Source organism: Spirillospora sp. NPDC049024 (assembly GCF_040649235.1).
Lineage (GTDB): Bacteria > Actinomycetota > Actinomycetes > Streptosporangiales > Streptosporangiaceae > Spirillospora.
The window spans coordinates 183,582-201,796 of the sequence record NZ_JBEZFD010000002.1 but is presented as its reverse complement, the minus strand read 5'-3'; the positions used below and the strand labels follow the sequence as shown (position 1 = coordinate 201,796).

Sequence of the window (18,215 nt, the reverse complement as noted above, 5' to 3'; positions counted from 1 at the left end):
GCGGTGAGTCCCCGGGGGGGTGAAGTCATCGCTGCGGGACATGGGGGCTGGGATGGGACGGGAGCCTGGACGGGTTTCTCGGCGCGAGGCGCTCAAGTTGGCGGGGGTGGCGCTTGGGGCGACGACGGCCGCGCGGTTCCCCGGCGGCGAAGATCAAGGGGCCGTGGCTCAGCCGGAGCCTCCTACCGTCTTTCTCCCGCCGACCCGGAAGCTCTCGGGCACGTTGAAAATTCTCCAGCGGCGGCATTACGTGCCCCGCTACGACAGGTGGTTCGACGCCTTCGCCAAGGAGTGGGGCAGGCGCGTGGGAGTGGACGTGACGGTCGAGCACGTCGCCCCCGAGAGCCTGGTCTCGCGCACGCAGGCGTTGATCGAGGCGGGGACCGGCCATGACCTCATCGAGTGGATCAGCCCTCCCGCGCAGCTCGAGCCGTACCTCGTCGACATGGGCGACCTCCAGGCGGAGGCGGTCAGACGCTTCGGCCTCGAACAGCCCCTCTGCAAGAAGGCCGCCTACAACCCCTCCACGCGGAAGTACTACGGCTACACCCACGCCTGGGCCCCCTGCCAGGGCAACTACCGCAAGAGCCTGTGGCGGCAGGTGGGAATGGGCGACGGACCGTCGACCTGGGACGAACTGCGTGAGGGCGGCAGGGCGATCAAACGGAAGCTCAACGTCCCCGTGGGCATCGGCATGTCCAACGAGCTGGATTCCAACATCTCGGTCCGGGCGCTCATGTGGTCGTACGGCGCGTCGGTGCAGAACGAGGTCGAGCAGGTGGTGATCAACTCACCCGGGACGGTCTCCGCCGTCACCGCCATGGTGCGGCTCTACCGGGAGGCGATGACCCCGGAGGTGTTCTCGTGGAACCAGCTCTCCAACAACCAAGGGCTCATAGCCGGACGACTGTCCTACATCGCCAACCCCGTCTCGGCGTTCCGCACCGCGCAGGCCGAGGCCCCCAGGATCGCCGACGACATCTTCTTCAAGCGACCGCTCTGGGGCCCGACGGGTCTGGGCCTCAGCGGCCCGCAGCCGGTCTTCGTCTACTTCGTCCCCAAGTTCTCCAGGAACGTCGACGCCGCCAAGGAGTTCCTTCTCAACCTGTCGGCCAACGACGCGAGCAGCACCTACCAGTCCGAGCTGTACAACCTGCCGGCGTTTCCGGCCGTGGTGCCGCAACTGGACCACTGGCTGTCCAACGACCCGTTCGGGGCACGGCCGTCCGACAAGCTCAAGCTGCTGCAGGACGCGGCGACATGGACCGCGAACATCGGCTACCCGGGACCGTCCAACCCCGCCATCGGCGAGGTGTTCACCCGATCGATCCTGCCGCGGATGATGGCGCGCGCCGCCCAGGGAAGGCAGACGCCCAGGGAGTCGGTGGCCCTGGCCGAAGCGGAGATCAAGCCGATCTTCGAAAAATGGCGCTCCCGCGGCCTCCTCTGCAACTGCTGAGAGCAACAGCGAACCCGACGCCACCAGGGCGCTCGGCCACAGTGCGGAGGCGGGGCGCGCGACTGACGCGTTGATTCCGGCGCGCAGGACGTGGTCGGCCCAGCGCTCCGGCGGCGAATCCTCGGTGCTCTGGCCGCCGCTTTCTGGTTACCTTCGGGGTGTGGACGAGGCGGAGGCTAGTGGGCGGGTCTGGCGGGAGCAGGTTCGCCGGCGATGGACCGCGGAGCAGGACCGGGACGCTTTGGCCCCTCTCATCGAGCACGACGCCGACCCGGTCGAAGTCGAGTTGTACGAACTGGCCGCCGATCCGCGAACACTGCTCATCGACCGGGCCCAGCGACGTCGGGCCGGGCAGCACGAGCGGCGCGTCCGTCGGTTGAACGATCGGGGGCGGCGACGGATCGGCAGTTGGCGACAGCCCTGACGACTCTACGGTGGCCAAGCGTTCATGTCCGACAGGGCTGCCTGTTCCCTACGTCGGTTGGCGTGCGTTTGCGGGGTCGTCGGAGTTGAGGGGTAACGCGGGTGGGTGCGGGGTGGATTAGCTGTTATGGCGCGTTTTCATGGTTCGATCACAGTTTCGGCCCTGCCGCGTCAATGGTTTGAGACGTTCGTTGCCGACCTGTACGAAGTGCTCGAGACGGCTCGTGTGGTCGACGGCGCAGTTGTCACCGAAATCGGCGAGATCGAGGGGGTCCGACTCGTCAAAGGGCGGCATCTGGCGACCGGCGCGCGGTACCGGCTGGACGGGGGCGACGAAGCAGACGACGACTCGACGAGCGAGCTGGTCGTTTCGCGGTGGAGCCGCCGCGGCGAGACCAGCGTCGAATTCACCAGTTCGGACGGCGACGGCACCGCCTCCGGTGCGCTGCGCTTTGACAGCGCCACGCGGCCGAGGAATTTCACCATGACAGGGAGGTACCAGGGTTCGGGACGGCTGCGGCAGATGTCGTGGAAGGGCAGCGCCGATATCGAACGGTGGTGGGAGCAAGTGAGCGAGGCCGGCGCGAAGCGGGCCAAGCCGCCGTTGACCGCGAGACTGTCGCATTCGCTTGTCTCGGTGAAACTGGCGATCGCTGCGGAGCCGGCGGACGGCGGTCGCTGGTCGATCGATGTGGCCTTGGTGGTCCGCGGACGCTCGTGGGCCCGGCCGGTGGGCGCGCTGGCCTCTCTGTTCGGAGGCTTCGCCCTGCGGCGGCTCTTCAAGCGCGGCCTCGATGACGTCCGGCGCAAGTGGGAGGACAACGTGCCCGCCCTGGTCAGGGACGATCCGCTCTACGCGGTGGGGAAGGCCCTCATCCCACCCTGAGCCCCGAGCACGTGCTCGCTTCGCGTACACCGCGCGTGAGCGGGACCCATATCGTTGGGATCATGGCTCTTCTCTCGTCCATGCAATCCGCCGTTTGGGACGCACCGCTCCGCGAGCAGTTCGAGGTGTTCCTCGATGAGCACCGGGCCGCGTTGCACGACTGCCTGGACGGGCTGACCGAGGAGCAGGCGCGACGTCCGCTGGTCGCCTCGAAGACCACGCTGCTGGGGCTGGTCAAGCACGCGACGTTCGTCGAGAAGGTCTGGTTCGACGAGGCGATCAAGTGCAGGCCGCGCAGCGAGATCGGCATCCCGGACACGCCCGACGAGTCGTTCGATCTCGACGACGGCGACACGATCGCGTCCGTCCAGCGGGCCCATCGGGAGGCCTGCGCGGCGTCTCGGCAGGCCGCGGCGGACCTGGCCCTGGACGATCTCGTGCTCGGCAACCGGCGCGGGCCGCTGCCGCTGCGCTGGGTCTACCTTCACATGCTGCGCGAACTGGCCCAGCACTGCGGCCACGCGGACATCCTTCGCGAACAGCTGCTCCAGGCCTAGGTTCCGGACGGGAAGACCGCAAGCGGCGGGAAAGCCGCGCTCACTCAGCGCATTGCAGCAATGACCGATCGAACATTGGCCGCCTCATCACATTTCCCGTGGCGCACTGACACCGGACCTTGCCCGGCGTTGCTCCGCATAGTTCCCAGGGACTAGACGAACTGGTGCCCTGGCTTCTGTCGTAACCGCGTGCCGAAGGGCTTAGCTCATTGCCAAAGCCCCTATCGAATCCGCCCTGTCCGTGGGTTCGCGGAGATGATGGAAATGACAGCCAATCCCCCGCGCGGCGAATTCCCCGCGCGCCGGCCTCGCCGCCTGGCCGGTACCGTCCGAATCCTCACGGTGACCGCTGTCGCCTCCGGTGCCCTGATGGCCGTTCAGGCCCAGGCTCAGGCGACGCCGTTCCCCGAGACCCGGCTGGCCGACAATGCCACCCACACGTACTGCATCCGCGGCGGCGGCTGGACGACCGCACGCAGGACGTCCGTGGTCTGGGGCATGAACCGCCTGGCCAACACCACCGCCATGGGCGCCAAGTCCGAGAGCTGCACCCTCAGGACGGACGTCGTCTGGCTGACCAAGAATCTGGAAGCGGGCGTGCGCGGCCAGACGAAATGCACGCGGCTCATCGGCCCCAAGTGCGACAGCGCCACCATCTGGATGGACTTCCCCGAACTCGCCAAGGGGACCGACGACTGGTACGACTACCGCAAGACGGCCGTGCATGAGATCGGCCACACCATCGGCTTCGGCCACCACGCCAGCGGCTCGCACAAGTGCGCCATGATCAGCGGTGAGGTCCCGAGCCGCTCGATCGTCTGGCGCAGCTACACCGCCCACGACCGCAGCCACATCAGCGCGAGCTACTGAGCCGAGGGGACACCATAATGAAGACGAACATCGTCGTCATGTCCGTCGCCGCGATCGGTCTCGCGCTCACGGCGACCGCGTGCTCCGGCGGCGAATCCGACGCCGGGTCCGCCGCCGCCGGCAGTGCGGGCGACTCGGGCTCGGTGCGCACGCTGACCGGTCTGGCCGCTCAGAACCGCGACGTCGACTACGACCCGCTGACGTCGCCGGCGGACGCCAGGAAGAAGGCCGACCTCATCGTCACGGGGACGCTGACGAAGGTGGAGGACGGCATCCGGATCGCCGGCGACCCCTCCCAGGCGGAGAACGACTACGTCACCTTCGTCCTCAACGTCCACAAGGTGCTGGACGGCAAGAAGAGCGGGGTGACGGGCGGCAAGGTCTACGTCTCGGTCTTCACCGGCGGCGCGGCCCCGGCCGCCAAGCTGGCCGCGCTCAATCCGCAGGCGAAGGTCGTGGCGGTTCTCGACGACATCACCAACTGGCAGCCCTCCCCCGATGAGACCGTCGTCCGTCCGGCGAACATCCCGGCGGGCGCACGTCTGTACGCGCCCTACACCGACGGTCTGTGGCTCCAGGGCCGCAGCGACACCAGGATGTTCGGCGTCGGCGTCGAGGCCGCCGACCTGCCCACCGGCTGGCGGCATGCCAAGACCGTCGACCAGTTCTCGGCCGCCCTCGACGGCAGCTGATCTGGAAAGCGCGTCGCGGACGGGGGCCCGCCGACCGCCGGGCACCATCTGGCGGAACCGGGGCGTTCCGGCTGCGGGAGCGCCTGCCCGCCAAGGCAGGCGCAGCGGACCGCGGTAGCGCCGCCCTCCTGGCTTCCCGAGACCAGGAGGGCGGACGCCGGCGACGGCTCCTAGCCGAGGCCGCCGTCCCCCGCGTCACCCTTCACTTGATCGCCATCGCGTTGGGCGGTGATCCGACGCCGCCGACGAGGTTCAGCGGTTTGGCGGTCAGCATGAACTCGTAGGTCCGGTCGGCGTGGCAGTCCTCGGCCAGCGCCTCCAGGTTCCACAGCTCACCGAGGAACAGGCCCAGCAGGGCGATCAGCGGACGGTGCATCATCCCGTTGTGGACGACGCCGCGTTCGGGGAGCGGCTCGTCCGGGTCGACCAGGCCCGAGTGCGGGTTGACCGGGTGCGCCTCCACGCCCAGGTCGTCGGAGGCGACCATCGCGAAGCGGTGGTCCCAGAGCCACTCGATCATCTCCTGCGACTGGATGAGGCCGGGGTGCCGGATCTTGGACCGGAAGGCGTGCCGGTCCTCCTCGCCGACCTCGTTGAGCCAGTACTGGGCCCAGCCGACCCTGAGCAGGAGCACGTCCCCGGGCCGGAACTCCACGCCCTGCGCCGCGGCCGCGGAGTCCAGGTCGGCCGGAGTGATCATGTAGTTGCCGGCCGGGTCGAGCGGGGTGCCGCGGTCGGCGAAGTGCCGGGCCACGTCGAGCAGCACGCCGCGGGCGACGATGCCGCGCTGCGCGACCGTCTGGATGCCCAGGGCCGGCGTCTCCTCGGCGATCTCCTCGTCGGGCACGCCTCCGTAGAACCCGTACCGCGGGTGGCGGATGTGCCGGAGCCCGTCGATCTGGGACGTCGACTGCAGGTAGAACGAGTCGAGCCAGTCGTCCCGGTGGTTCGGGTTGTTGGCGAAGATGTGGTGCACGGTCTTCGGTCTGGTCCCGGCCGGCGGCGGGACGAAGGTGTTCAGCGGGTAGTCGAGGTTGAACACGGTGCCGCGGCGGACGAGCCCGACCGCGTCCCGCACCTGGTCCGGGCCGATGAAGTTGAGCGTGCCGAGCTGGTCGTGCTCGCCGAAGACCCCCCAGGACGAGCCCGGTGGCGCGTCCTCGCGTTCGAGCAGCTCCCGGTACGCGGGGATGCCGTCCCGTGGACTCATCCGAGCGCTCTCCTCTCCGTGTCCGATCTCGCCGGCGGCGGGTCGCCCCCGGCCTTGTCCAGTTCGGGCAGCACGGCGCTCCCGACCAGCCGCAGCGTCCGCCGGGCCGCCTCCGGCGGCGTCCCGTACGGGGCGACGCGGAGCTGGACGGACGTGACCCCGGACGCGGCGTACCGCCGGAGCGCCGCGACCACGTCGGCCGGTGACCCGACCAGTGGAAGCCGGGGGGCTTCCGGGCCGTCCAGGCCCATCCACGCGCGACGGCTCGTGTAGTAGTCGAGGACGGGCGCGAAGTACTCGGCCGCCGTCTCCCGGGCGCGGTCGGCGTCCTCGTCCACCAGGCACAACCGGGTGACCGCCACCTCGCCCGGCGCTCCGCCGCGCGCGTCCCGGTACTCGGCGGCCCGCGCGGCCAGGAGATCGTCGCCGTAGTTGGTGGCCGCGTAGTAGCCGTCGCCGATGGTCGCGGCCCTGACCGCGCCCGCGGACGTGCGCCCGCCGAGCAGGATCGGCGGGCCTCCCGGCCGCGCGGGCGGCGGCATGACCGGCGCCGGTGCTTCCGTTCCGGGTGCGGCCGACCAGGTCTCGCGCAGCGAGGCGACCAGGGCGGCGAGCCACTCCGCCGGGCGGCGGCCGTCCGTGCCGCCGCCGACCCGCTCCGCCAGATCGGCGTTGCCGAGGGCGAGGCCGAGGGTCAGCCGGCCGGAGCACAACTGGTCGAGCAGCGCCGCCTCGTAGGCGAGCCGCCGGGGCTCGTACGCGCGCGCCAGCAGCACCGCCGTGCCGAGCGGCAGGTCCGTGCGCCCGGCCAGGTGCGCGAGGACGACCAGCACGGCCGGGAGGTGGAACACCTCGGGCCGGACGTGGTAGCTCTCCCCCAGCCAGGCCGAGGTGAGCCCGTTCTCCTCGGCCGCCTCCAGCAGGCGCGCGGCGCGGTCGACCTGGGGGCGGGTCGCCTGAGCCGACCCCAGGTCGAGCGCCGCACCGAGCCTCATGCCGGTTCCATGTCAGGCCGCCTTCTTCGCGGCGGCGCGGATCTCGTCGTGGGGAAAGGCATTGATCTTCGCTATCAGGTCGTTGGTGTAGATGTCGGTGGCCGGGAACTCCTTGCCGATCAGCCCGGCGGCGGTCATGAACTTCACGGTGCCGGTGACCGAGGCGGGGTCCATCCGGCCCCAGCCGTCGCCGTCACCGGGCCCGGCCTTCTGGCCGTCCAGCCGGACCTTGAGGACCTTGACCTGCCCGGCCAGCAGCTGGTCCTCCGGGACCGAGGCCGCTCCCTTGGCCTCGGGGTGCAGCTTCCACAGGTCACCGACCGCGGCCTCCGGATCGGCCTGCGCGAAGACCACGCCCTTGGCGAACGCCCTGCCGAACCGGACGAGGAGGTCCTCCTTCTTCCGCAGGTCGGGCCGCTTCACCGCGAGCCCGCCGCCGAACAGGTTCTCCGTGCCGGGCACCGGCAGCGGCTTCAGCCTCACGCCGGAGTTCTCGACGATCTGGTACTGGGTGTCCCAGAGCGCCAGCGCGTCGACCTTGCCGCTCTTGATCGCGGTGACCTGCTCGGCGCCGGCGCCGATCGGCAGCAGCTTGATCGAGTCCGGGTCGAGGCCCTGCGTCTTCATCGCCGTCCGGGCGAACGTCCCTCCGGAGCTGGCCACGGCGGTGACGCCGATCCGCTTGCCCTTCAGGTCGGCCACGGAGGCGATCGGGGAGTTCTCCGGGACCTTCAGGCTGTAGATCCAGCGCGTCCAGTACTGCGCGAAGTACGTCAGGCCGGTGTCCTTCGCGTGCCCGATCGAGACGGGCTCCGGTGTCATCAGCCCGACGTCGATCTGACCCGAGATCACCTGCTGGGCGACCTGGGTCCCGGACGGGAACAGCTGCACGTCGACGTCCAGGCCCTCCTTGGCGAAATAGCCTCTGGCCTCGGAGACGGCGAGGGTGGCGTATCCGGCGTTCCAGCTCGGTGAGCCGATGCCCAGCCTGATCCGGTCACGCCCGTCGGACGACTTCCCGCCGGACGAGCCGCCGCACCCGGCCAGCGCGAGCGCCGCGACGGCCAGCGCCACCACCGGCGCGAGCCGGCCGTGTCGGTTGAGTTTCACTAGGTCCCCCTAGCTGTGGGGTGGGGTGGGGTGGAGGGAGGCGGGGGGACTGCACAACGTTCACTGGGCGGACTTCGCCGCACGGTTCACTTCGCGGCCTTCGCCGCGCGGTTCACTTCGCGGCCTTCGCCGCGCCGCGGACCTCGGTGAAGGAGAACTTGTTGATCTCGGGGATCAGGTCGTTGGTGAAGATCTCGGTCGCCGGGAACGTCTTCTTGATCAGCCCGGCCTGCCGCATGTAGGACACCGTGGCCGTGACGGCCTTCTCGTCCATCTCGCCCCACCGGTCCTCGCCGGGTTCCACGCCCTGGCCGTCCAGGCGGACCTTCAGGACCTTGACCTGGTCGGACAGCACGGTGTCCTCGGGTGCGGACGCCGGACCCTTGCTCTCGGGATGCAGCGTCCACAGGTCGCGGACGGCGGCGCCCGGGTTCGCCTGCGCGAAGACCATCGCCTTCGCCATGGCCCTGCCGAAGCGGGTCAGGACGTCCCGCCTCTTCTCGACGACGTCGGCCTTGACCGCGAAGCCGCCGCCGAACAGCCCGTCGGTCGAGGCGATCGGGATCGGGGTGAGGTCGATCCCGGCGTTCTTCACGAGCTGGTACTGGGTGTCCCAGAGGCCGAGCGCGTCGACCTTGCCGCTCTTGATCGCACTGATCTGCTCGGCTCCCGAGCCGATCGGGATGAACTTCACCGTGCCGGCGTCCAGCCCCTCCATCTTCATGGCGGTGCGCACGAACGTCGTGCCGGAGCTGGCCACGGCGGTGACGCCGACGCGCTTGCCGGGCAGGTCCCGGACGCTCCGCACGCTCGAACCGGCGGGGACCTGGATGTTGGAGATCCACTTCGGGTAGTACCCGGCGAAGTAGACCAGCTTGGTGCCCTTCTCCAGCCCGATGCCCACCGGCTCGGCGGTCATCAGCCCGATGTCGGACTGCCCGGCGATGACCTGCTGCGCGACCTGGGTCCCGGAGGCGAACGTGGAGACCTTCACGTCCACCTTCTCCGTGGCGAAGTACTTGCGCGCCTCGGCGACCGCCAGCGTCGCGAACCCGGCGTTCCAGCTCGGGGTCGCGATCGCCACCTTGAGCACGGTCCGGCCGTCGGCCGTGACCTCCGGGTCGGACGACCCGCAGGAGACGGCGGTGAAGGCGGCCAGGACGACCGCGGTGAGACTCCAGAGGGACTTCGGTTTCATGTCCCGTCCTTCCCGATCATGCAGGGGTGGGGTAGTCGTCGGAGTTCAGGACCAGGCCCGGCCGGGCGGAGAAGTCGGCTCGCGGCGGGCAGAAGATGTCGATCAGCTGGTTGCGGCCGGACCCGACGGACTGGGTGGTGTGCACCGCCGTCGGGGGGATCACCGCGACCGACGGGCTGCCGCAGGCTTGGTGCTCGTCGGGCAGCCACTCGCTCATCCGGCGCGTCCAGGGGGTGCGGATGTGGTGGACGAAGTCGCCCTCGACCGCGAGGGAGCACTGCTCGAAGTCGTCGTGCTGGTGCGGGGACAGGGACTCGGGGTCGCGGACGCCGATCCGCGGGTTCAGGAAGTTCACCATGAACGTGCTGCACCGGAAGATGCGTCCGAACCGCTCGGGGTCGACGGGCACCTCCGACAGGGGGTACGCGCGGATGCGGTGGCCGCCGGGAGGGTCGGGCCAGGGCTCGAAGGACGCGACCTTCGGGTTGGGCTGCTCGTAGGACTCCTGGTTGACGGCGGCCCGCGCGAGGGACTCGGCGGACGCCACGGTGAACAGCCGCACGAGGTCGCAGTCGGCGTCCGCCACGACCGAGGACCGGCCGGGCGGCATGACGATCACGGCCTGGCCCGTCACCGACCGCTCGTCGCCGGGGGTCCGCACGGTCGCCGCGCACCCCTCGTGGGGCAGGACGACGACGTACTCGTCGCTCTGGTCCTCGCGGGTGAGCTCGTCGCCCGCGACGGCGCTCGAGTAGGCGACGACGAAGTTCTGCCCGCGCGCCGTCCACGTCCGCGTTCCGGCATCGGACCGCGCGCTCGGCTCCAGGTCGGGGAACTCGACGTACTCCGCGGCGGCCCTGCTCTTGTTCGCTTGCTGCGCTTGCACTGGAGACTCCTGTCTCTGGTCGTCCGCCTGTTCAGTCGTCCAGACCGAGCAGGTGGGCCGGGTTGACGCAGGTGATCTGCCGCAGGTCCGACTCGCTCAGCCCGAGGTCCAGCAGCGCCGACCCGACCCGGATGAAGGCGTCGACGGGGAGCGGGCGGTTGGCCTGCCCGAGGTCGGAGGCGAGGACGGTGTGCTCGGGCCCGATCTTCTCGATCCAGGTGAGCAGGTCCTTGGGGTCCCACTTGCGGTACCCCTCGGGGTCGTACATCCCGACCTCGTGCTCGACGTAGGCGCCGCCGCGCACCAGTTCGAGGCACTGCTCCGGCTCGGCGCCGATGACGAAGTTCGGATGGTTGATGACCATGCGGGTGACGCCGCGGCGCCGGCCCTCGTCGAACAGCTGGGCGATCGTCTCCGGCGGAAGGTGGCCGCCGCTGAGGATCGCGCCGCTCTCGGCGATGAGGTCGAGGACCTCGTGCACCTCGGGAAGGAGGCCGCCGGCGTCGTCGTGGACGTCCACCCGGTCGGACGGGACGTCCACGGTCGCCGTGGGGAACCCGCCGCCCTCGGGATGGCATTCGATGTGCCGGCCGGAGGAGAAGGTCGGGAACCAGACGGCCTTCCCGCCCATGCGCAGGCACATGGCCACGGCGTAGGGGTTGATGCCGCCGACCTGGCTGTTGAGCGCGATGCCGCCGAACATCCGGGTGCTGCTCTTGGCGAGGCGGTCCCCCATCGCCAGCAGGTCCATCACCGTGTTGTGGTGGTGCGACTTGACGACGATCGCCCGCATCTCGATTCGCTCGCCGTCGACCGCGGCGTCCGCGTGGTCGAAGCGCCGGGGGAACGGGTTCGGCCCCGAATGGCAGTGCAGGTCGATCGTTCCGCGCAGCACGGTGGTGATCGCGCTAGGTCCGGGCATCGGCAACCTCCTAGTTGTTCGCGATGCAGACTAGATGCCCACTTCGTGAACGTCAATGCTCTACCTGCGAATCCGTGGCACGACGGCGGCAGTGAGCACTCTCTTCTTATGTCAATCGACCAGAAAGCCGCCTTCAGCGGGTCAACCTGATCAAGCCGCGAGCGATACAGCGACGGAACGGCCGACCTGCGATCTCTCTTGCGTGGCCCAGGTCACTTTGCTATCCTCGACGCTCACACGGATAGTGAACAGCAAGTTCACATGACGACCAGAGCGCCGGAGCGCCAAGCCGAGGGAGACGTGCATGACGGAGCAGGGCCAGTCCGATATCCAGGCAGTGAGCCGGATGGCCCAGATACTCGCCCTGTTCGGCCCGGACGCACCGGAGCTGTCGGTGTCGGAGGCGACGGAGCGGCTGCGCCTCAACCGGACCACGGTGCACCGGTATCTCACGTCGATGACCGCGGCCGGGCTCCTCGAGCGCGGCAGCCGGCCCGCGAGCTACATACCCGGCCGGCTGATGATCCAGCTCGGCGCCTTCGCCATCGGGCAGCGCCGCATCATCCAGCTCGCCCCCGCCCACCTCCGCGAGCTGACCGGGCGGACCGGCGTCACGTCCGTGCTGTCGCTGTGGGGGCCGTCCGGCCCGGTGGTGTCGCTGGTCGAAGAGGACTCCGCCCACGGCACGCTCGTCACGGTGCGCGTCGGTTCGCAGCTCGCGCTCGACACCGCCCAGGCCATCGCCTTCCTGGCCTACCTTCCCGACCAGCTCCAGGTCGACCGGCTGCTGGCCTCCCTGCCGCTGGCCCAGCGCACCGGCCTGGTCGAGCGCATCACCGCCGCCCGGGAGATCGGGCTGAGCATCTACCCGGCCAACCAGCGCGGCATCAGCGTCATCGCGGCGCCCGTGTTCGCCGACTCCGGCGTGTGCGCCACCATCGCGGCGATCGGCACCGACCGGATGCTGCCCACGGCCCCCGACTCGCCGACGGCCGTCGCCGTCCGGGAGACCGCCATGGCCCTGACCAAGGAGATGGGCGGAACGCGGCCGCCCGCCCCGAGCGACCCGAGCGACCAGCCGAACGATTAGGACGGAACATGCCCACCCCCTCGCACCCGCCGACCGTCACCGACGTCGCGGTCGAACTCCGCCACATCACCATGCGCTACCAGGCCAAGCGCGGCAGGACCGTGCTCGCGCTGGACGATGTCAGCCTGACCGTCCCCGAAGGGCAGTTCGTCTCGATCGTCGGCCCGAGCGGATGCGGCAAGAGCACCCTGCTCAAGATCATCCTGGGTCTCACCCGGCAGAGCGAGGGGGAGGTGGCCTTCGGCCCGGCGCGCAGCCACGAGAACCTGCTGGGCATGGTCTTCCAGCAGCCCCTGCTGCTGCCGTGGCGCACCGTCGCGAAGAACATGACGATCTCCCACGACGTGGGGCCCCGCCGCCCGCGCGCCGACCTCGACAAGCGCGTGGCCGAGCACCTGGACATGCTCGGACTCCGCGACTTCGCCGACCAGTACCCACGCGAGCTGTCCGGAGGCATGCAGCAGCGGGTCGGCATCGGCCGGGCGCTCCTCCACGACCCGCGGATCCTGCTGATGGACGAGCCGTTCGGCGCCCTTGACGCGATGACCCGCGACCAGATGGGGCTCGACCTGCTCGACATCTGGGAGCGGGACCGCAAGACCGTCCTCTTCGTCACCCACAGCATCCCCGAGGCCGTCCTCCTGTCCGACCGGGTCGTCGTCATGACGCCGCGGCCGGGCCGCATCGCCGAGGTCATCGACGTCGACCTGGCCCGCCCCCGGCGGCTGGAGGACATCAACACTCCGGAGTTCGGCGAGATCGCCTCCCGCATCCGCGTCCTCCTCAACTCCGAGCACAGCGCGCACTAGGAGCGATCATGAAGCTTGGCAACACGCGGGCGGCCGAACAGGCGCCGGACACGGCGGACGCCGGCGGGGGCGGCGCACCCGCGCTCCGACCGGCGGGAAGGTCGGCGCCCCGGCGCCAGGTCCCCGGGTTCGTGCTCAGCTGGGGGCTGTTCTTCGTCATCGTCGCCCTCTGGCAGCTGGTCGTCCGCGCCTTCGACGTGTCGATCGTGCTCGTGCCGGCGCCGTCCGACGTCGTGCGCTCGCTGGTGGACGGCCTGGGGAGCGGGTTCCTGCTGGAGCACATGTGGGTCACGCTCAAGGAGATCCTCATCGGCTTCGGCCTGGCGATCGTCCTGGCGCTGGCGTCGGCGGGCCTGATCACCCAGTTCCGCGTCGTCGACAAGGCCTTCCTGCCGATCCTCGTGCTGATCCAGACCATCCCCAAGGTCGCCATGGCGCCGCTGCTGCTGATGTGGTTCGGCATCGGGATGACGTCCAAGGTCCTGACGATCGCGCTGATCGCCTACTTCCCGCTGCTCGTCAACTCCATCCTCGGACTGCGCTCGGCCGAGCCCGAGCAGATCGAGATGCTGAGGTCGTTCGGCGCGAGCGAGTTCCAGATCATGCGCCGGTTGCGGCTTCCCTCGGCGCTGCCGCACATCTTCGCGGGGCTCGACGTGGCGGTGATCCTCTCCGTCACGGGCGCTGTCGTCGCCGAGTTCGTCGGCGCCACCGCGGGCCTCGGCTACACGATCCAGGCCACCAACTTCAACATGGACGTGGCCCGGACGTTCGCCGTGGTGGTGATGCTGTCGGTCATCGGCATGAGCCTGCACGCGGTCGTCGTCACGGCCAACCGGTGGCTGGTGTTCTGGGCGCCGTCCAGGAAGGACCACGCACGTGATCTCTGACCCCCCGGAGCTGTTCGCGGCGGACCGCGGCGTCCCGCTCGGAAGCTGGATCAAGATGACCGGTTCGGAGAGCGTCGAGATCGCCGCCTACGCCGGCTTCGACTTCGTCGTGATCGACCTTGAGCACTCCATGCTGAGCATGTCCGACGCGTACCGGCACATCGTCGTGGCGGCGGGCCATGGGCTGGTCCCGCTCGTCCGCATCCCCTCGCACGACCACGGGATCGTGCAGCGGGTGCTGGACGCCGGCGCCGGCGGCGTCCTCGTCCCCCATGTCGACACGGTCGAGCAGGCCGAGGCGGTCGTGCGCATGGTCAGGTTCCCGGGCGGCGGCACGCGCGGCTCCGGCGGGACGAGCCGCGCCGGGGGCTGGGGGCTCCGCCCCCGTCAGGACTACCTGCGCTTCGGCAACGAGAAGGCCCTGTGCGTGCCGCAACTGGAGAGCGAGGAGGCCCTGCGCAACGCGCCCGGCATCCTCGCCGTCGAGGGCGTGGACGCCGTCCTCATCGGCGCGGCCGACCTCGCCCTGTCGATGGGGGTAGGGGCCGGCGACCCCCGGCACACCGAATTGGTGCGATCCGGCCTGAACGCGGCCCGTGCCGCGGGCCGACCGTGCGGGACGGCGGTGGGAAGCGCGACCGCGGCCGCCGAGGCGATCACGCAGGGCTTCGGCTTCGTGGTAGCCGGAAACGACACCACCCTCCTGGCCACGGCGGCCACGAACCTCGTCCAGGAGGTCCGAGGACTACCCGCCTGACCAAGGCGGGACAGGCCCACAGCAACGTCCGAGTTGCCGCGCTCACGCGCATCTGACGTGTCGTTGACGTTCGTGCGTCGGCGATGAGCCGTCGGCCTGCAGGTCACGAGCGGGTTCATGGGAGTGGGGCGTAGAGGGAGTTGACGGCGGGTTGGCCGGTGTAGTTGGGGCCGGCCTGGTCGTCGGCTCCCAGGTACCGGTACGGGAGGCGTACCTCTCCGTTTCCTCGGCGGGAGATGCGGTGGCGGGCCGAGTCGTAGGCGAAGCCCTGTGCGCGTAGTGCGGCGGTGAGGCGGCGGCCGGCGGGTGTTCCGTCCGCGCGGCGGACCGAGCGGGTGTCGAAGTTGGCGACGAAGAGTCCGTCGCCGGCGAGCCAGGACGCGACACGGCTCAGGGCGTCGAGCTTGTCGCCCACGTAGTGCAGGCCGTGCACGCACGTGATCAGGTCGAAGCGGCCGTCGGGGACCCACTCGGTCACCGATCCGCTGATCAGGCGCACCATTGCGGGCAGTGGGCCCGGGACGAAGTGGTCCACGAGGTCGAGCCCGATGATCTCCACCTGTTCGGCCGGGCCGCGGCCGGTCAGGAGCCGCGCGGCCTCGACCGGTGCCCGTCCGCTGCCGCAGCAGAGGTCCAGCCACCGGACGGGCGTCGATGCCCTGGTGCGGGCGCCGATCTCGGCCATGACGTCGATGCCGAGTTCTCTGCCGTAGCCGTTGGAGCCGCTGAGCGACCGTTCGCGGTTCATCGTGCAGTTCGCCACGACCGACGATCTCGCCAGCGCGGAGTCATCGAGCAGCCGCGTCACACCGGCATTGTGGCCCATTCCCGCACGAAGAGCGGCATGGCGCCGGTCGTGGTCGGGCGCGCGTGTTCCGGCTGGGCCGTTCAGGCTCATGGCCATGCTCGTTCGGCGCGGCGCCATCGCTGCGGGGTGACGCCGTAGCGGTTGCGGAAGCGGCGGACGAGGTAGGTGGCGTCCCGCAGGCCGGTCCGGGCGGCCACGGCGTCGAGCGGCAGGTCGGTCTCGCGCAGCATGCGCCTGACTTCGATCATGCGCCGTTCGGTGATCCATTCCAGGAGCGGGCGGCCCGTGCGCCTGCGGAGCACGGTCGTGAGGTGGCCGGGCGTGTAGCCGAGTGCGCGGGCGACGTCCGCGGCGGAGACCGGTTCACGGAACGTCGCCTCGATCTCGGCGAAGACCTGCTCGACGAGCGGGTCCGGCGGGGCGGGGGCGGCGGGAGCCAGTCGCGCGGCCGCGACCAGGAGCCGGGTGAGCGTGGCGGCGATGGCCTCGCGGGCGCCGAGACGGCTCGGGTCGGCGAGTTCCCCGGCCAGGTCCGCCAGCAGCGCCGGCCAGGTCTCCCGGTCGGCTTCGGGGACCCGGCCCTGGCCCGCGCCGGGGGCGAACAGTGCGAGGAGGGGGTGGTGCGTCCACGCCAGCGGGGAGACCGAGGCCAGGGCGGGGACTGCGTCCGGGGTGAACGCGACCGCCCACGCGCGGGTGCGGGCCAGTTCGGAGAAGGCCGTGAGGCCGATGACCTGGCCGGGCGACACGGCGTGGACCTCGCCGGCGCGCAGCAGTCGTTCGGCGCCGTCGATGGTCACCGAGCCCGCGCCGTCGTCGACGTAGACCAGGACGAGGAAGTCGTGGGCGTGCCGGTGGTCCGGCGGCAGGTCGACGTGGGCGCCTCGGGCGTCGAAGCGGGTCACCGAGACGGGAGGCAGCCCGGGTCGCTGCTGGTAGCGGTAGACGGGCGTCCCGTCGACTCGTATCGTGCGCAGCCTCGACGGCGGGCCCGGTGAGGTCTCGACCGAAGGATGTCCCACGATGCCCAACGTATGTCCTGCTGTGCGACCGCGGAATGTCCAAGACTCGGGACTGACGGCACCACGGCCGTCACGGGCCCGCCGCCGGGCAGCCCGCCACCGCACTCGCGAAGGGGCGATCCATGGACGTACGCATCATCGACCAGCGAACCCCGGAGGAGCGGGAACGCCCGTTCCTGCCGGGTGCGGGCAAGACCTGGCTGCTCCCGTTCTACGACCTCTTCTCCAGGGCGGTCCGCGTCCGCGCGCTGCACGAGCGCGCGGCCGCGCTCGCCGGCGTCAAGCCCGGTCAGACGGTGGCCGATGTCGGCTGCGGCACCGGCAACATGTCGCTCGCCGTTCTCGCCGCCCAGCCGGCCGCGCGGGTGACCGGCCTCGACCCCGACGCGGACGCCCTGCGCAGGGCCGCGCGCAAGGCTCGCCGCCGCGGCGTCGATCTCACCCTCGTCCAGGGGTTCGCCGACCGGATCCTCGCCGAGGACGCCTCGCTCGACCACGTGGTCTCGTCGCTGACACTGCACCACATCGATGAGGACGGCCGCATCGCGTTCGCGCGGGACGCGATGCGCGTCCTCCGTCCGGGCGGGCGGGTCACCGTCGCCGACTTCACCGGCCCGTCGTCCGATGCCGAGGACGCCGGCCGCGCGGCGCACGGCCGGGCCCACGCCCGCCCGCATCTCCGCTTCAGGCGGTCCCGCCCGGCGCACCATGTGGTCGTGGCACGCGGCCACGGCGACGGGATCGTCAGCCTGCTCGCCGAGGCCGGGTTCGAAGACGCCGAGAGCGTCGGGGAGGCCGACATGAGCTTCGGCCGGATCACCTTCGTGCAGGCGACCCGCCCCTGATCCGTTCGCCCACCGCCCCGGCGGCCCGGGCGAGTTCGGACGCTTCCGGTGCGGCGGGCAGGTCAGGGCGGCGGGAGTCTCCAGACCCGTCAGGAATCGAGAAGCGCCGGCCGTGGAGCCGCGCCTAGCGTGACCAGCATGACTTCCATCGACTACGTCACCCTTGAGGTGGCCGACCCCACCGCCGCCAAGTCCTTCTACACCGAAGCCCTCGGGTTGGACTCGCAGGTCCGCCTGCGAGCATCGGAACCGCCGTCCACCGGGTTCCGCGGGTTCACGCTGTCGCTCACCGTGTCCCAGCCGGGCAACGTCGACCTGCTCATCAAGGCCGCCCTGGACGCCGGCGGCTCGGTGCTGAAGCCGGTCGCGAAGTCGCTCTGGGGCTACGGCGGAACCGTCCAGGCCCCGGACGGTTCGATCTGGAAGGTCGCGACGTCCAAGAAGAAGGACAAGGCCCCGGCCTCCCGGGAGTTCGACGCCATGGTGCTGCTTCTCGGAGTCGAGGACGTGGCCGCGAGCAAGCGGTTCTACCTCGACCGCGGCCTCATCGTGGGCAAGAGCTTCGGCAGCAAGTACGTCGAGTTCGACTCCGGGTCGAGGCCCATCAAGCTGGCGCTCTACAAGCGCCGTGCCCTCGCCAAGGACGCCGGCGTCCCCGAAGAGGGCACGGGCTCGCACCGCATCGTGATCGGCGGTGACGCCGGCTCCTTCACCGACCCGGACGGGTTCGTGTGGGAGACCCCGTCGCTCTGAGCCGAAGACGGCCGCGACCCGTCGCGGCCCAGG

General features: G+C 70.5%; 20 protein-coding genes. 12 read left to right on the top strand and 8 right to left on the bottom strand.

Annotation, left to right across the window (positions count from 1 at the left end; all coding sequences use genetic code 11):
• The first annotated feature begins 223 nt into the window (after positions 1 to 223).
• The 6 genes from AB0C21_RS03820 (at position 224) to AB0C21_RS03795 (ending at position 4,887) form a co-directional block, all read left to right on the top strand.
• Positions 224 to 1,459, top strand: a complete 1,236-nt coding sequence (locus tag AB0C21_RS03820; RefSeq protein WP_500202533.1) for an ABC transporter substrate-binding protein — start codon at positions 224 to 226, stop codon at positions 1,457 to 1,459.
• A gap of 160 nt (positions 1,460 to 1,619) precedes the next feature.
• Positions 1,620 to 1,883: a hypothetical protein gene (locus AB0C21_RS03815; RefSeq protein WP_500202532.1), complete on the top strand. Its 264-nt coding sequence runs from the start codon at positions 1,620 to 1,622 to the stop codon at positions 1,881 to 1,883.
• A gap of 126 nt (positions 1,884 to 2,009) precedes the next feature.
• The gene (locus AB0C21_RS03810) at positions 2,010 to 2,768 is read left to right on the top strand and encodes a hypothetical protein (RefSeq protein WP_500202531.1); all 759 of its coding nucleotides are present in this window, start codon (positions 2,010 to 2,012) and stop codon (positions 2,766 to 2,768) included.
• 62 nt (positions 2,769 to 2,830) lie between these two features.
• Positions 2,831 to 3,325 (top strand): DinB family protein, encoded by a 495-nt coding sequence (locus AB0C21_RS03805; RefSeq protein ID WP_500202530.1) that lies wholly within the window; start codon positions 2,831 to 2,833, stop codon positions 3,323 to 3,325.
• 369 nt (positions 3,326 to 3,694) lie between these two features.
• Entirely contained in the window at positions 3,695 to 4,195 is a 501-nt protein-coding gene (locus tag AB0C21_RS03800) for a hypothetical protein (RefSeq protein WP_500202529.1), read from the top strand.
• A gap of 17 nt (positions 4,196 to 4,212) precedes the next feature.
• On the top strand, positions 4,213 to 4,887 hold the full coding sequence (locus AB0C21_RS03795) for a hypothetical protein (protein ID WP_500202528.1): 675 nt from the start codon (positions 4,213 to 4,215) through the stop codon (positions 4,885 to 4,887).
• Positions 4,888 to 5,089: 202 nt separating this feature from the next.
• Here the strand turns inward: AB0C21_RS03795 and AB0C21_RS03790 are convergent, their stop codons facing one another.
• The 6 genes from AB0C21_RS03790 to AB0C21_RS03765 all read right to left on the bottom strand — a co-directional run bounded on the left by AB0C21_RS03790 (position 5,090) and on the right by AB0C21_RS03765 (position 11,208).
• Entirely contained in the window at positions 5,090 to 6,097 is a 1,008-nt protein-coding gene (locus tag AB0C21_RS03790) for a cyclase family protein (RefSeq protein WP_500202527.1), read from the bottom strand.
• Positions 6,094 to 7,092, bottom strand: a complete 999-nt coding sequence (locus tag AB0C21_RS03785; RefSeq protein WP_500202526.1) for an LLM class flavin-dependent oxidoreductase — start codon at positions 7,090 to 7,092, stop codon at positions 6,094 to 6,096. Before AB0C21_RS03785 ends, AB0C21_RS03790 begins: the two co-directional genes overlap by 4 nt.
• A gap of 12 nt (positions 7,093 to 7,104) precedes the next feature.
• A complete protein-coding gene (locus tag AB0C21_RS03780; RefSeq protein ID WP_500202525.1) occupies positions 7,105 to 8,202 on the bottom strand; it encodes an ABC transporter substrate-binding protein in 1,098 nt (365 codons plus the stop codon).
• Between the two features lie 112 nt (positions 8,203 to 8,314).
• Positions 8,315 to 9,400, bottom strand: a complete 1,086-nt coding sequence (locus tag AB0C21_RS03775; RefSeq protein WP_500202524.1) for an ABC transporter substrate-binding protein — start codon at positions 9,398 to 9,400, stop codon at positions 8,315 to 8,317.
• A 16-nt stretch (positions 9,401 to 9,416) separates the two neighbouring features.
• A complete protein-coding gene (locus tag AB0C21_RS03770) occupies positions 9,417 to 10,286 on the bottom strand; it encodes a cupin domain-containing protein (RefSeq protein WP_500202523.1) in 870 nt (289 codons plus the stop codon).
• 31 nt (positions 10,287 to 10,317) lie between these two features.
• Positions 10,318 to 11,208, bottom strand: coding sequence for a DUF6282 family protein (locus AB0C21_RS03765; protein WP_500202522.1), 891 nt, complete (start codon positions 11,206 to 11,208; stop codon positions 10,318 to 10,320).
• 304 nt (positions 11,209 to 11,512) lie between these two features.
• On the opposite strand from AB0C21_RS03765, the gene AB0C21_RS03760 reads away from it, so the two are divergent.
• Genes AB0C21_RS03760 through AB0C21_RS03745 form a run of 4 tightly spaced genes read left to right on the top strand, consistent with a single transcriptional unit; the run spans position 11,513 to position 14,754 of the window.
• Positions 11,513 to 12,298: an IclR family transcriptional regulator gene (locus AB0C21_RS03760; protein WP_500202521.1), complete on the top strand. Its 786-nt coding sequence runs from the start codon at positions 11,513 to 11,515 to the stop codon at positions 12,296 to 12,298.
• A gap of 8 nt (positions 12,299 to 12,306) precedes the next feature.
• Positions 12,307 to 13,107, top strand: coding sequence for an ABC transporter ATP-binding protein (locus AB0C21_RS03755; protein WP_149260218.1), 801 nt, complete (start codon positions 12,307 to 12,309; stop codon positions 13,105 to 13,107).
• A gap of 8 nt (positions 13,108 to 13,115) precedes the next feature.
• Complete coding sequence (locus AB0C21_RS03750; RefSeq protein WP_500202520.1) at positions 13,116 to 13,997, top strand: ABC transporter permease; 882 nt, start codon at positions 13,116 to 13,118, stop codon at positions 13,995 to 13,997.
• Positions 13,987 to 14,754 carry an HpcH/HpaI aldolase family protein gene (locus AB0C21_RS03745; RefSeq protein WP_500202519.1) on the top strand — a complete coding sequence of 256 codons (768 nt, stop codon included), beginning with the start codon at positions 13,987 to 13,989 and terminating at the stop codon, positions 14,752 to 14,754. The genes AB0C21_RS03750 and AB0C21_RS03745 overlap by 11 nt, the downstream gene beginning before the upstream one ends.
• Before the next feature lie 115 nt (positions 14,755 to 14,869).
• Here the strand turns inward: AB0C21_RS03745 and AB0C21_RS03740 are convergent, their stop codons facing one another.
• Together AB0C21_RS03740 and AB0C21_RS03735 are read right to left on the bottom strand one after the other, a co-directional pair.
• On the bottom strand, positions 14,870 to 15,562 hold the full coding sequence (locus tag AB0C21_RS03740) for a class I SAM-dependent methyltransferase (RefSeq protein WP_500202518.1): 693 nt from the start codon (positions 15,560 to 15,562) through the stop codon (positions 14,870 to 14,872).
• A gap of 86 nt (positions 15,563 to 15,648) precedes the next feature.
• Entirely contained in the window at positions 15,649 to 16,584 is a 936-nt protein-coding gene (locus AB0C21_RS03735; RefSeq protein WP_500202517.1) for an AraC family transcriptional regulator, read from the bottom strand.
• Between the two features lie 122 nt (positions 16,585 to 16,706).
• On the opposite strand from AB0C21_RS03735, the gene AB0C21_RS03730 reads away from it, so the two are divergent.
• Entirely contained in the window at positions 16,707 to 17,429 is a 723-nt protein-coding gene (locus AB0C21_RS03730) for a class I SAM-dependent methyltransferase (RefSeq protein WP_500202516.1), read from the top strand.
• 138 nt (positions 17,430 to 17,567) lie between these two features.
• Positions 17,568 to 18,182, top strand: coding sequence for a glyoxalase (locus AB0C21_RS03725; RefSeq protein WP_500202515.1), 615 nt, complete (start codon positions 17,568 to 17,570; stop codon positions 18,180 to 18,182).
• Positions 18,183 to 18,215: the final 33 nt, after the last annotated feature.